Origin of the sequence: Cupriavidus taiwanensis LMG 19424, from assembly GCF_000069785.1 — a bacterium.
Taxonomy (GTDB): domain Bacteria; phylum Pseudomonadota; class Gammaproteobacteria; order Burkholderiales; family Burkholderiaceae; genus Cupriavidus; species Cupriavidus taiwanensis.
This window is the reverse complement of the sequence record NC_010528.1, coordinates 2,821,701-2,834,281: the sequence shown is the minus strand read 5'-3', so window position 1 is coordinate 2,834,281 and position 12,581 is coordinate 2,821,701. Positions and strand designations below refer to the sequence as shown.

At 63.0% G+C, this 12,581-nt stretch carries 14 protein-coding genes; 10 read left to right on the top strand and 4 right to left on the bottom strand.

What is annotated here, in order from left to right; translation table 11 throughout:
- Positions 1-32: 32 nt before the first annotated feature.
- On the bottom strand, positions 33-536 hold the full coding sequence (locus RALTA_RS13035) for a GNAT family N-acetyltransferase (protein ID WP_041232202.1): 504 nt from the start codon (positions 534-536) through the stop codon (positions 33-35).
- Positions 537-587: 51 nt separating this feature from the next.
- The gene (locus tag RALTA_RS13030) at positions 588-2,306 is read right to left on the bottom strand and encodes an ATP-binding cassette domain-containing protein (protein ID WP_012353907.1); all 1,719 of its coding nucleotides are present in this window, start codon (positions 2,304-2,306) and stop codon (positions 588-590) included.
- Positions 2,307-2,547: 241 nt separating this feature from the next.
- On the opposite strand from RALTA_RS13030, the gene RALTA_RS13025 reads away from it, so the two are divergent.
- The 10 genes from RALTA_RS13025 to RALTA_RS12980 all read left to right on the top strand — a co-directional run bounded on the left by RALTA_RS13025 (position 2,548) and on the right by RALTA_RS12980 (position 10,038).
- Positions 2,548-2,841 (top strand): YciI family protein, encoded by a 294-nt coding sequence (locus RALTA_RS13025; RefSeq protein ID WP_012353906.1) that lies wholly within the window; start codon positions 2,548-2,550, stop codon positions 2,839-2,841.
- Between the two features lie 250 nt (positions 2,842-3,091).
- Positions 3,092-3,484, top strand: a complete 393-nt coding sequence (locus tag RALTA_RS13020; protein WP_012353905.1) for a PAAR domain-containing protein — start codon at positions 3,092-3,094, stop codon at positions 3,482-3,484.
- A gap of 7 nt (positions 3,485-3,491) precedes the next feature.
- Positions 3,492-3,995: a DUF4123 domain-containing protein gene (locus RALTA_RS13015; RefSeq protein WP_012353904.1), complete on the top strand. Its 504-nt coding sequence runs from the start codon at positions 3,492-3,494 to the stop codon at positions 3,993-3,995.
- Entirely contained in the window at positions 3,979-4,326 is a 348-nt protein-coding gene (locus RALTA_RS13010; protein ID WP_012353903.1) for a hypothetical protein, read from the top strand. Before RALTA_RS13015 ends, RALTA_RS13010 begins: the two co-directional genes overlap by 17 nt.
- Positions 4,326-4,919 (top strand): restriction endonuclease fold toxin 5 domain-containing protein, encoded by a 594-nt coding sequence (locus tag RALTA_RS29080; RefSeq protein ID WP_041232201.1) that lies wholly within the window; start codon positions 4,326-4,328, stop codon positions 4,917-4,919. The genes RALTA_RS13010 and RALTA_RS29080 overlap by 1 nt, the downstream gene beginning before the upstream one ends.
- On the top strand, positions 4,916-5,641 hold the full coding sequence (locus RALTA_RS13000; RefSeq protein ID WP_012353901.1) for an Imm52 family immunity protein: 726 nt from the start codon (positions 4,916-4,918) through the stop codon (positions 5,639-5,641). The genes RALTA_RS29080 and RALTA_RS13000 overlap by 4 nt, the downstream gene beginning before the upstream one ends.
- Before the next feature lie 328 nt (positions 5,642-5,969).
- Complete coding sequence (locus RALTA_RS12995) at positions 5,970-6,908, top strand: LysR family transcriptional regulator (protein ID WP_012353899.1); 939 nt, start codon at positions 5,970-5,972, stop codon at positions 6,906-6,908.
- Between the two features lie 60 nt (positions 6,909-6,968).
- On the top strand, positions 6,969-7,934 hold the full coding sequence (locus tag RALTA_RS12990; protein ID WP_012353898.1) for a Bug family tripartite tricarboxylate transporter substrate binding protein: 966 nt from the start codon (positions 6,969-6,971) through the stop codon (positions 7,932-7,934).
- Between the two features lie 59 nt (positions 7,935-7,993).
- A complete protein-coding gene (locus RALTA_RS12985; protein WP_041232381.1) occupies positions 7,994-9,238 on the top strand; it encodes a CaiB/BaiF CoA transferase family protein in 1,245 nt (414 codons plus the stop codon).
- Positions 9,235-10,038, top strand: a complete 804-nt coding sequence (locus RALTA_RS12980; protein ID WP_012353896.1) for an enoyl-CoA hydratase/isomerase family protein — start codon at positions 9,235-9,237, stop codon at positions 10,036-10,038. The genes RALTA_RS12985 and RALTA_RS12980 overlap by 4 nt, the downstream gene beginning before the upstream one ends.
- Before the next feature lie 91 nt (positions 10,039-10,129).
- Here RALTA_RS12980 and RALTA_RS12975 read toward each other — a convergent pair whose 3' ends face one another.
- Together RALTA_RS12975 and RALTA_RS12970 are read right to left on the bottom strand one after the other, a co-directional pair.
- On the bottom strand, positions 10,130-10,639 hold the full coding sequence (locus RALTA_RS12975; protein ID WP_012353895.1) for a GNAT family N-acetyltransferase: 510 nt from the start codon (positions 10,637-10,639) through the stop codon (positions 10,130-10,132).
- 110 nt (positions 10,640-10,749) lie between these two features.
- Positions 10,750-12,276, bottom strand: a complete 1,527-nt coding sequence (locus RALTA_RS12970) for a M30 family zinc metallopeptidase (RefSeq protein WP_050976458.1) — start codon at positions 12,274-12,276, stop codon at positions 10,750-10,752.
- Positions 12,277-12,581 lie beyond the last annotated feature (305 nt).

The following is a 12,581-nucleotide window of genomic DNA, read 5'->3' as shown; positions in this document are numbered from 1 at the left end:
CCAGAGGCGCCAGGTCGCGCTTAATTTGACGGCTACCCCACCCACAGTTCCCGAAGGACGAAGGCGTTGCGCTGAAACAGTCGCTTCGACACGTCGTTGCCGGGCGATATTCTCGCGCGACACACGGTGAATCCCTCGACAGAAAGCGCATTCACGCAGCTGCGCAAGAGATAGGTACCCAGACCCGCGCCTTGCGCACAAGGATGGACTGCGATCAGCGCAATGACAGGACCCCGATAGAACAGAAAATTGGTGGCGAGTACCACTCCTGCCAATTGGCCAGCAGTTGCGTCCGCCATAAAGGAAGCCGTTGGCAAGAAGGTGCCGTACTTGCCATTGATGATCGACGAAATCTTACGGGTCCATAGCCCCAGCGGTTCATGATCGACTGTTTCTTCGAAGGCAGCATGAGCCAGCGATGCCAGCTTCTCGATGTCACTGCCGTCGCAAGGCCTTACCGGCATGGCATGCGATCGGAGATCGATGCCCGAACACATTCGCTCCCACAGCGGCTCAATGTAACGGTCCGTGGTCATTCTTGCTTCTCCTCAGGCATCGCAATTCGTGATCCTCCGCCACATTGGGATTCAAAGCGCCGCATTCGCATCGCTCACAGAATGCCCTTGGACGCTGCCGTTCGCGATGCGATATACGCGGTCTGACGCCCGAACAAGCGCATGTCGATGCGTAACCACGATCAGCGTCGGCACCCGCTCCCGGACACGCGCAAAGATGCGCTCCTCGCGTTCCGGATCGAGCGATGAGGTGGGTTCGTCCAGAATGAGGACCGCCGGACGGCGAGCGAGTGCTCGGCCCAGTGCGACGCGCTGACGTTCCCCTCCTGATAGGTCCCTGCCTTGAATGCCCAGCGGACGGTCCAGGATGTTGCCGCTTCCGTCTGCGGCGATCGCATGCAGTTCAAGCAAGGCAACGAGTTCGTGCAGCGCGCGGTCTGAAGGCAAGGTGTCACAGCCGTAGGTCAGATTCTCCCTGAGTGAACCGGTCAGGATCATAGGTGCCTGAGGTGCGACGGCGACTTCGCTGGCGATGTCGCTGACTGAAAGCTTGCTGACGTCCGTGCCAAGTAGATATACCGTGCCAGCCGCGGGGCTGGCGAGTCCGAGCATTAGGTGAACCAGGCTCGATTTGCCCGCGCCCGATGGCCCGATGAGCGCGACGAACTCGCCCCGTCTGATAGTGATGTTCACGTCCTGCAGAATCTGTTTTCCGCCTTGCGTGACAACTGCGTTCTCGATGCGGCAGACTTCATCCGCTGCACGGTCGATGTGCAAGCTCGATTCACTGCGCTCAATTGGCGTCTTCAGCAGACCAAAACCTTCGCGCAGCGCGAGATGGTTGCGGCGCAAATCGGACAGCGATCCCGCGAGGTTGGTGAATGGCATCGCCAGTGTCACGACGTAGCTGACGATCATGACAAAATCGCCCGAGCGCAGTACGGAGCGAGTGACGCCGTATGCGGTCGTCACCGAAAGCAGCGTAAGCAAAAGGCCGGTGCAGATGGCCTGCGCAGCCAGCAGAAGTGCGAGCCTGATGTTCCCACGAGTGACTTTGCCGATATAGACATCAAGCGTGCGTTGCAACGCGGCATCTTCTCTCGCGTATGCCTTGTTGAGTTTGATGTCCAGCATGAATCCAAGTCTTTCAACCAGATGGCTCGACAGCATGTCGGCACCGCTGAAGATCTCTTCATGAGCGCTTTTGCTTTGCTCTGCAAGCAACCATGTCGCGGCAAAGAGAAGTAGCACGGAGATGGCAAATCCGAGAGCGAACGCGCCGTCGGTCAGCTGCCACAGAACGACGCTGGAGAGTACCAACTGGAGAACAATCGGGATGATTGCCCAGAACACCGAAAACGTGATTGCACTGAAAGCGGTGCGACTTCGCGCAATGACTGAGACCAGCTTGCCTGGATCCAGCGCATTCAGGCGCGGGTAGTCAGCCCTGATCAGTCTGGCAAAGATGGCGTTATGGAATGCGGCATCACACCTGGCGAGAACTGCCGCGAAGATCATCGCTTTCAGCCACTCGCAGGCGCGAGCGGTAGTCCAGGTAAGTCCGTACGCGGCTGCCAGAATCACCGGCATGCCTGTAGCGGTGAGCGTGGCGTCTACAGACAGAGCGTTGGTTGTCTCGCGTAAAAGGTAGGGAACCAGCGTTGACAATGCCGCGGACAGCGCTACAAACAGGGTTGCTCCGCAGAAGTGGGTTGGCAAGGCTGGGTACTTCCTGACCGCGATTCGACAGGCGAAGATCCAGTCCTTATACAAATCCAACAGAAACCTCATCGGCGTCACCTTCAGAGATCGAAGTCATGCGGGGTGTCTGGACCAGATTTGCTTATTTCACACTGATCGAGACCATCTGTTCGCAGATTAAGGTGTGTTGCCAGACAATGGTCTCCAGACTATTCGGAACATTGCGGAAGAAACTTCTGTCGATTCGCGATATGCGGCGAAGGCTGGCTGGGACGCAGCGAAAAATCCTCGCAGACGTCTCGCGGGATCAACGCCCTAATCGAGAAAAAACATGATCTTTGCCGTTCGCTTCCACGACAGGCCTGACCAGCTGGCTCTGCGCAACGCATTCTTGCAGACCCATCTCGATTGGCTAGCCCAGCATCGCGACATGATCCCGATCGCCGGCTCTTTGCGCGAAGCTCCGAATGAAGGTGCGGTTGGCGGGCTCTGGATTGTCCGGGCTGCGGATCGCGCGGAGGTTGAGGCCCTCATTCAAACGGATCCGTTCTGGACGCAAGGCCTACGCGAGCGCGTGGAGATTCACAGCTGGCACAGGGCTTTCGATGATCCGGTAACCCTTTGAGGCTTGGCTTCGACCTGACATCGAGAAGACTCGTTACTACTGTCACACACCTACCGGTCGGCCCGCGCGTCCAAAAACGCTACCACCTCCGCTGACCGGTTGCAGCCGTTTCCATCACCCTTGCAGAAACGGACGCATCTCTTTGCGGATTTCCTCCGTTGTCACGACCCATTGCACCAACTACCTTGGGCAAGCATGCACCGGGCATGCCAGACGGCTCTTTCGAGCATAACGAAGGTGGAGGGGTAAGGTGATCTCCGGACTCATTTGCGTGGGCGACCGGACTACGCACGGAGGGACAGTCATTACCGGCGATGCCACGAGCATCATCGGTAATCGCGCCATGGCGCGTGCAGGGGACATGACCATCTGTCCCAAGTGCAAGGGTGCTTTTCCGATCCTGGCGGGCGACGGAATTATCACTGCGCCCAATGGCGTTCCCTACGCCAGGCATATGGACCGCACCGCCTGCGGTGCCAGGTTGCTAGCCAGCCAGGACAGCACGTTGGCAAGCGACATGGAAACACCAGCGGTTGCCGACTTTGAACCGGCAGGAATCGCGGCTGTAACGGGTTCTGGCCTCTGCCTGGATTGCTTGATGAAGGCGGCTGCGACAGGGTCGGCGACTGTCGTGCGAGGGTAGCTGGCTAATGGATGTCCTCGATCGATACAGTCAACTGCGTGCACGCTTGCAGACGCTCAACCTGTATGCGCTGGTGGATGGCGCGCTCTATCAGCAGCATCGGGAGCGACAGCTTGAACACGTGCCCGGCGTGGTGGTTGCCTTGTTCTCCGGTACAGCGGATGACGCGCTGGCACATGCTGGACCTTGGCTGGTTGATGCGACGCAGGTAACCGATGCAGTCCTGCGTGACTTGACCTTGCTGGAGACGACCGCACCGGCCGTCACCTGGCTCATCGCTGAAGCCAACCTCACGGGGCTTTCACAACTGTTGCAGCTGCGACTCGACGTCAAGCTGCCCGACGGACGAATCGCACTCTTGCGGTTTTGGGATCCACGTGTGCTGGCAGCTCTCTTTCAGTTGATGGCAGGTGACCAACGAACGGAATTCTTCGGCCATATCTACGAATGGCACTTCCTGGACAAGGGCATCAGAGTTTGGATAGGGAGACAGCATGCTGACGCTCAGTGAAGCGCAATGGCAGGCGCTGCGGAAGACGGAAGTGCAGAACTTTGTCGGTGCGGTCTGTGAGCAGTTCCTGACTCTTCGGCAGGAGGTGTTGCGAGAACCGGGTAAGGAAGAAGTCCTTGGTCGAATGCTGGCCGCGCACGACTTCGCGGCACAAATTGGCCTGCAATCGACGCCGCATATCGTGAAGCTTCTCTATCTCTGCGCCGATGCGCCGCAATTGGCCTTTGATCACGAAATTCGAACATACCTCCTGAAACCCGACGCTAACCCGGAGCAGAGATTGGATGACCTGTGTGCGGTGGTGATGACTCTTCTGAAGGAGAAGCATTGATGGCATCGCTCGCGGCTCCGGCTATACGCTTGATTGCAACAAGGGTGATCCAATGGCTTGCTGCAGCTACCGCTGCCGGCGCAGCAGCTGAAGCCGCGCGGCAGCGTACGAAGGATGCAGACGACGCGAAAACTACGCCCATCTCGCGTGCCGAACCTCAGACGAAGACAAAAGAAAAATGCAAAGTATGCACGCCTGATATGGGTCGCCCTTTCGTGCGATCTACCGCAGGGTGGTCTCCGATCTCAATTGAGTATCAGGCGCGAATTGTGGGTATGCCAGTCGGACCTGGCGTGATTACGGAATGGCAATTCTCTGGTGTGACTTTCGATGGCTTCGCATCCACCGAGTGCCTTCTGAAAGAAGCCAAAGCGAAATACGACCAGTTTTTCGACGAATTTGGTGGGGTCTATGGGTGGTGGGAATCGAGCGCAAAGGTCATAGAGCTTGAAGCTTATCGTCAAGCATCGACAGCGGTGCCGAGACCACCAGTTCGGCTTCGATGGCATTTCATGCAGCCAGTCAGCTATCGATACTTCTCTCAGATCATTCAAGCAGCATTTCCCGACATTGAAGTGGTATTCCAGCCATGAACTCTATACCTGCACTCGAACTCTCATTCCGGCGCAAGGAAGATGGCCTCATCGACGTCCGGCGCCAGTTGGCAGAGCTTTATGAGTTTGCTCGGATTGTCGGAAGGTATTCGAAACTTCTCGACGAATGGTATCTGTCGTACGGCGACAGCAAAGAAGAAGCGCTTCGTTATCACGCTTTCGACGAAACCGGACCAACCACTGCGGCGCTGGCGGTCCTTGAGGAGCGCAATAGAGGTGTCACCGATATCCGTTCGATTGCTCTTTGGAATGGCGCGGAGAAGACTGCTCAGCAGGCTTCGCTCACGTCGCTCGTCAATGTGCTTGGCCCACCGGACAGGGTTGCGCTATCACTTCGCATTGAGCCTTCCTTCGCTGACTGGAAAGTGCCGCTACTCTGGTTGGAAGCCGCAGTTGCAATCTGGAGGCCGCTTGTCGCGAGCTTTGGTCCATTCTGGTACAACGAACACAAGGTATTCCGGGATCGTCCAGGCGTGAGTTGGCTGTTCTACCTGCCACGCATTCTTTCGGAGCAGCAGGTGCCAGAAGCAGGACTGTTGCATCCGGTACTGAACAAGGAAGGGAAGCAGATCGGCACGGTAGTCGTCAGCATCATCGACGAGCCCTTCTCTGAGCACAATCCAGAACATGTTCGTGTGGCAAACGCAATCGAGATCCGGCTGGCTGATCAGGATTTGCTGCCTCGGTATGCGGAGCTGTGACCCAGGCGCCTGCTCTCCCGTCTTGCTGCTTGCCGCGAACGGCGGGCCGGATACAAATACGTGAAGGCCGCTGAATTCCTCAGTGGTCTTCCGGGTAACGCCGTTGGGAAAATGCAGGAACTGCGGGCAGTGCCGTGATTATCGCTGGGTGAATGCCGCGAAGGTAAGTCGTAGGCGTTGCCCGGGACACGGGAAACCAGCAATTGCCGTGGCCCGACGTTGAGCAGAGAATAGGCAATCCCGCGCAGCATCCCTGTATTGCCGCGGGGGTTTCTCGAATTTCCCTTCGTAGCTCGCCCCAACGACGCCCACCAGCGCGCAGACCATCGTGACGTCCCCCGCCCACTCACGCAATTCAAGGCTGCATTTCGACCTCACGACCATCCAGCTCTTCATCGCCGTAGCCGACCAGGGCAGCATCACCCGCGGCGCCGAACGCCTCCACCTAGCGCCCGCCGCCGCTTCCCGCCGCATCCTCGAACTGGAATCCCAGCTCGGCGTCTCCCTGTTCGAGCGCCTGCCCCACGGCATGGCCTGTACCGAAGCCGGCCGCGCGCTGCTGGCCCACGCCCGCGGCATTACGCACACCGTCCAGCGCATGCAGGACGACGCCGCGTCCTTCGTCGGCGGCGACCTCGGCGTGGTGCGGGTGGCGGCCCCAAAGTCCGCCGTGATCCAGTTCCTGCCGTTCGACATCCAGCGCTGCGCCACGGAATGCCCGGGTGTCCGGATTGACCTGCAGGAGATGAACAGCCAGGAGGTCCAGCAGTCGCTGCGCCGTGGCACGGTCGACATCGGCATCTACGAGGGCAGCCTGGGCGTGGTCGACCTGCCGACCGCGCCGTACCGCAGTGACCGGCTGGTGCTGGTGGTGGCGCGCGGGCATGCGCTGGCGAAGCGCAAGAAGGTGACGACGGAGGACGTGCTGGACTGCGACCTGATCGTGCTGGGCGAAAGTTCGGCGATCTCGGTGGGGCTGGAGCGGCTGGCGGAGGATGCGGGGCGGGTGTTGCGGATGCGCATGCGGGTGAGCGGGTTCGACAGCATCGCGGCGCTGGTCGCGCAGAACCTTGGGGGCGGGGTGATGCCTGAGGCGATTGCGCGCGAGGTGGCGGGCGGCAGCCGTTTCGTGCGGTTGCCGATTGTTGGGGAGTGGGCGGCGCGGCATTTTGTGCTGTGCCATCGGCCCCACGGGACGCTGTCGTCGGCGGCGCTGAGCGTGCTGCAGGTGCTTGCGCAAAACGCGAAACCTGAATCCCGAAAATAGCGATAGCCCTGGACGGGTGCATTGCGCAAGATGGCTCCATAACGATAGAGGAGACACGCAATGCAGCGCAGGCAATTTCTTCTGGCGGCCGCGGCCGGGCTGGCGGTGCCCGGCCTGGTGCGCGCGGCCAATGTGCCGGGGCCGGTTCGTATCATGGTGGGCTTTGCGCCCGGCGGCGGCACGGATGTGCTGGCGCGGGTGATCGGGCAGAAGCTGGGCATGATGTGGAACACCAGCGTGGTGGTGGAGAACAAGCCCGGCGCCACCGGCGCGATTGCCGCGGCCTATGTGGCCAAGCAGCCGCCTGACGGTACCACGCTGCTGATGGCGCATGTGAACAGCCATGCGATCGCGCCGGCGTTGCTGGACGTCAAGTACGACCCGCGCACGGATTTCACGCCGATCTCGATGGTCGGCGTCACGCCCAATATGCTGACCTGCCGTCCGGAACAGAAGGTGCGCACGGTTTCGGACATCGTGGCGCTGTGCCGCAAGAACCCGGGCAAGATCTCGTTCGGCTCGTCGGGCATCGGCTCGGCGCAGCACCTGGCGCTGGAACTGTTCCGGATGCAGGCGAAGATCGACGTGGTACACGTGCCGTACAAGGGCTCGGGTCCGCTGGTGGCGGACCTGATGGGCGGGCAGATCGACTACGCCTTCGACACCATGACGGCGGCGACGCCGTTCGTCCAGCAGGGCAAGGTGATCGCCATCGCGCAGACGCGCCTGAAGCGCGCGGCCAGCCATCCAAATGTGCCGACGCTGGCCGAATCGGGCTTCCCGGGCCTGGATGCGGCGTCGTGGTACGGGCTGGTGGGCCCGAAGGGGATGCCGCCGGCGCTGGCGCAGCGCATGAACGAAGACGTCAACCGCGTGCTAGCCATGCCCGACGTAGCCGAGCGGCTGAAGAGCTTCGGCGCCGAGGATTCGGGCGGATCGAACCAGCAGTTCGCCGCCTACATCACCGCGGAATCGGCCAAATGGGCCAAGGTGATCAAGGACGCCGGCGTGAAGGCGGAGAGCTGATGGGCGACCGCCGACGCACCGATGCACGCAGCACGAACCAATTTCCCAGGATGCAACCGATGATGGATTCCCGCGACGCAAGCGCCGACACGACCCACGCCAACGCTGCGCGCCTGCCGCTTGCCGGCGTGCGCGTGCTCGATGTCAGCCAGGTCATGGCCGGCCCGTACGCCTGCATGCTGCTGGCGGACCTGGGCGCCGACGTGATCAAGATCGAGCCGCCCGAGGGCGGCGACCAGACGCGCGGCTCGATGGGGTTCAAGATGAAGGGCCCGGACAGCATGGGCTTCCTCAACATGAACCGCAACAAGCGCAGCGTCACGCTGGACCTGAAGACCGAATCGGGCCGCGAGGTGCTGTACCGGCTGGCGGAAACGGCCGACATCCTGGTCGAGAACTATCGCCCCGGGGTGATGAAGCGCCTGGGCATCGACTACGAGACGCTCAGCCATATCAACCCGAAGCTGGTCTATTGCAGCATCTCGGGCTTCGGCCAGAGCGGGCCGTGGGCGACGCGGCCGGGTTTCGACCTGATGGCGCAGGCGATGTCGGGCGTGATGAGCGTGACGGGCTATCCCGGTGGTGCACCGGTGAAGGCCGGCGTGCCGGTGGCCGATATCGGCTGCGCGCTGTTCGCGACCTACGGCATGCTGTCCGCCTATATCGGCGCCAAGGAGACGGGCAGGGGGCAGTATGTCGATGCGTCGCTGTTCGATTCCGCGCTGGCGTTCTCGGTGTGGGACACCTGCGAATACTGGGGCACCGGGCGCGAGCCCGAGCCGCTGGGCACCGCCAACCGCATGAGCGCGCCGTACCAGGCGATGAAGGCCGCCGACGGCTACTTCGTGATGGGCGCGACCAACCAGAAGCTGTGGCAGCTGCTATGCAAGACGCTGGACCGGCCCGACCTGCTGGCGGACGATCGCTTTGCCACGGTCGCACTGCGCCTGGCCAACCGGCAGGCGCTGATCGGTGCGCTGGAAGAGAGCTTCGGCAAGCAGAGCGCCGATTACTGGATCGATCAGTTGCTGGCAGTCGGCATCCCGGCGGGGCCCATCCTGACTTACCCGCAGGCGTTCGACAGCGAGCACGGCAGGCACCGCCAGATGCGCATCGAGATCGATCATCCGATCGAAGGCAAGGTGCCCAATATCGGCTTCGCGGTAAAGATGGGCGGCACGCCGCAGCAGGTACGGCGCCCGCCGCCGCTGCTGGGGCAGCACACCGCCGAGATCCTTGCGGAGCTGGGCATGTCGCAGGACGAACAGCAGTCGCTGGCGGCGGCCGGCGCGTTCGGCGCATGAGCGCCCCGCAGCAGGCGCCCGGCGAAGGGCGGGTCACGCTGACGCGGCAGGGCCGGATCGCGACGCTGACGTTCGACCGCCCGGCCGCGCGCAATGCGATGACGTGGGCGATGTACGGGCAACTCGCCGAACACTGCCGCGTGCTGGCCGCGGAAGGCACTGCCGGCGCGCGCGTGGTGGTGCTGCGCGGCGCCGGCGGGGAGGCTTTTGTCGCGGGGACCGATATCGCGCAGTTCCAGCAGTTCTCGGGCGGGGATGACGGGGTCGCCTACGAGGCGCGCATCGACGAGGGCATCGCGCTGGTCGAGCAGCTGCCGATGCCTAGCGTGGCGGTCATCGACGGCTGGGCGGTGGGCGGCGGGCTCGCCATCGCCACCGCATGCGACTTCAGGCTGGCAACGCCCAGTGCGCGCTTCGGCGTGCCGATCGCGAAGACGCTGGGCAATACGCTATCGGCGCGGAACCTGGCCAAGCTGCGCGCGGCATGGGGATTGCAGCCGGTGCGACGCATGCTGTTGCTGGCGCAGATTCTCGATGCCGATGCGGCGCTGGCCTGCGGCTTTCTCGAGGGCGTGCATGCGCCCGAGGTGCTGGACGCCGAAGTCGCCGCGCTGTGCGAGCGGCTCGGTGCACTCGCGCCGGTGACGCAGGCGGTCATCAAGGAGTCGTTGCGCCGCCAGACCGTGGCGGCGGTGGCCGATACCGACGATCTGGTGCGGCAGTGCTATGGCAGCGAGGATTTCCGGGAAGGGGTGGAAGCGTTCGTTGGCAAGCGCCCGCCGGTGTGGAAGGGGCGTTAACTCTTCGGTTCGCCCGGCGCTATAGATAGAAGTGTCGGGCCGATTCACTGGTCGGCAGGCATCGGTTGCTGATGCCCGTCCGGCGGTCCGACTACTTCACCGGCACCGAATACACCACCCGCACAAACTTCCGTGCCGGCTGCCGGTCCACCACGACGCCGCCCATCGCTTCCGCGATCCGGCGGCTCTTCCAGTTCTGCTCCGCGGCCGGATACACAAACCGCGCCGGCCGCAAGGTGGCTGTCGCCCAGCCCGCCACCGCCAGCACCGCTTCCTTGCCATAGCCGTGCCCGTGGGCATCTTCCCGGATCCAGATGCCGAACTCGGGCGCCGGCGTGTCGGCATGATGCAGGCCGGCCAGACCGAGGAAATGACCGTCAAGGGTTCGACGGACGGTGAAGACGAAGTCGGTCCCTTTCTCCATGGCCGGCAGCCATGCCTGCCAGGCGTCGCGAAACGCCTCGGGCGACGGGGCGGGGTCCCATTCCATGAAGCGGGCGAGCGTGGGGGTGATGCACGGCCACGCCTCGGCGGCGTCGTTTTCGCGGAAGGGCGACAGGGTCAGGCGGTCGGAGTGGATCAGCGGGGAGGACATAGGCATGGGGCAGGCCGGGTCGGGTCGGTCAATTGCGAACCGGTTCCCCACGCAGTGTACGCCTCCGTTCCTGCTTCCCGCTGCACGGCGCCGGGAGCGGGCCTCGTGTCCAAGACTCAGCGCACCACCACGGACAAGGTCGTACCGGCGGGCACCGTGACGGTCTCCGCGTACGTGCCACTCACGGCGCGCCGCACCGCGGGAAAGCTGCCCAACGGCGCCAGTTGCGCCGGCACTGTTGCCGGCAGCACGCGGTCTGCGAGGTATTCCGGGCCGTTGACCGCCACCAGGGTCACCCCATGCTCGATCCGTTGCGGCAGGCCAAAGCCAGCCGGCGTGCCGATGGCAGGCAGCAGTGCCGCGTTGAGCGCCGCACGCCGCACCGCCTCTGCCATGCCGTGGCCGCCGGCGTTGCGGATGGCCGCGTCCAGCAGGGCAATCGAGTCCGTGGAGGTGTTGCTGCGCAGCAGGTTGCGATAGAAGTCCAGCCCGTACTGCCGCAGCAGGAAGGCGCCGAAGCTGCCGGCCACGCTGTAGCCGAAACATGCCGATAACGCGTCGTCGTCCCAGGCGACCAGGTTGCAGTTGTAGCCGCCCTGGTTGAGATAGTCGGGGAAGCGGCCGTCACGGATCGGGTTGTAGGTTGGCGTCAGCCCATCGGCCAGCACGTCTTCCAGCATCAGCGCCGACATCTCTTCCATCCAGGTGTCGAAGGTGTTGTCCAGCAACACGCCGCGCTGGTAGAAATTCACCATATGCATGAATTCATGGGAGAGCGTGTTGTACTGCGTGGTTACGCCGACGCCGCTCATGGCGCGGTAGAAGGTCTCCGTGTCCAGGTACAGCGATAGCGATTGGTTGCTTTCCGGCGTGTCGGGACTCACCCGGAAGTTGTTGTAGGACCAGAAATAGCCCATCAGCCCGTATGGCTGGTCATCGTGGTCAAAGTTGACCAGAACGATATCGAGCGGGCCGCCAGGCGCGATCAGGTCGCTGTACTCGTGCGTGCCCCAGGGTTGCCCGACCAGGGCGGTAGCGCGCCCGTAGACCGCATCCGGGTCGGTGAAGAAGCGGGCCAGGATGCCGTCGAGCATGGCATCGGACACCCTGTCCGGGGCGGCCTCGCCGTCTTCCACCCAGAGATTGACCGTGACGCCGTCGCGTGTCGCGCTGCGCTGCAACGTGGTCTCGCGTGTTTCCATGGTTTCCACATGGACATGCCACGTGCGCCGGTCACCGACCGCGGCCGGTGCCGCGCGCATTGCGCGCCGCGGCGGTGCCAGCCGCTGGGTCTTCAGCAGAGCGGGCCCGTCGACGCGGTTGAATTCGCGGATCGCCGCCGGCACGGGCCGGATCGTCGGAGCGGTGCCAGCCTCCATCAACGAGCGGTACGGGGTCTGGCCGGCCCGGCGGGACGCCAGGGGAAGCGGATGCATGGGCTGCGGCGACATCGTGATGTTGGTGAAGACCAGTGTCACGTCCTGCCCGCTCAGCCCCTGGATCGACAGCGGCACGGCAACCGGGGCGGCGGTGTCGTTGACCACTTTCCAGATGCCGACACCGCTGCCGGCGTAGGTGCCGGGGCCGGTTGCCGCGCAGTCCAGTCCCACGCAGTCTGCCTTCAGGCCGCCAAGCGGCAGCACGACAGGTACGTTTTCTACCGGTGCCGCAGGCGCGGTATCGCCAGGCGGCGCAGACGAGACGGCGGACGCCGTCTCGTCCCCGCCGCCCCCGCATGCACTGAGCATCGCCAAGGACGTCAGCATGCAGGCCAGTGCGCGCCATGTCGCGCCCCGCCGGCCGGACCCGATTTTCCCCCGCATTATGGTTTTCCCGTTGGAAGTGATTATTGTGCGGGGATTGTCTGAGTGTGGCGATCTCTCTGCAATAGCCAGGAAGTGGGTTTGTGGCGGTTTTGCTGATTCCGGCGTGGGGCCGGGCGCGGGCC

Bases quoted from the DNA above. Each gene is read 5' to 3' on its own strand.
- RALTA_RS13035 (WP_041232202.1), bottom strand. From the start codon at position 536: ATGACCACGGACCGTTACATTGAGCCGCTGTGGGAGCGAATGTGTTCG.
- RALTA_RS13030 (WP_012353907.1), bottom strand. From the start codon at position 2,306: ATGAGGTTTCTGTTGGATTTGTATAAGGACTGGATCTTCGCCTGTCGA.
- RALTA_RS13025 (WP_012353906.1), top strand. From the start codon at position 2,548: ATGATCTTTGCCGTTCGCTTCCACGACAGGCCTGACCAGCTGGCTCTG.
- RALTA_RS13015 (WP_012353904.1), top strand. From the start codon at position 3,492: ATGGATGTCCTCGATCGATACAGTCAACTGCGTGCACGCTTGCAGACG.
- RALTA_RS13010 (WP_012353903.1), top strand. From the start codon at position 3,979: ATGCTGACGCTCAGTGAAGCGCAATGGCAGGCGCTGCGGAAGACGGAA.
- RALTA_RS29080 (WP_041232201.1), top strand. From the start codon at position 4,326: ATGGCATCGCTCGCGGCTCCGGCTATACGCTTGATTGCAACAAGGGTG.
- RALTA_RS13000 (WP_012353901.1), top strand. From the start codon at position 4,916: ATGAACTCTATACCTGCACTCGAACTCTCATTCCGGCGCAAGGAAGAT.
- RALTA_RS12990 (WP_012353898.1), top strand. From the start codon at position 6,969: ATGCAGCGCAGGCAATTTCTTCTGGCGGCCGCGGCCGGGCTGGCGGTG.
- RALTA_RS12985 (WP_041232381.1), top strand. From the start codon at position 7,994: ATGATGGATTCCCGCGACGCAAGCGCCGACACGACCCACGCCAACGCT.
- RALTA_RS12980 (WP_012353896.1), top strand. From the start codon at position 9,235: ATGAGCGCCCCGCAGCAGGCGCCCGGCGAAGGGCGGGTCACGCTGACG.
- RALTA_RS12975 (WP_012353895.1), bottom strand. From the start codon at position 10,639: ATGCCTATGTCCTCCCCGCTGATCCACTCCGACCGCCTGACCCTGTCG.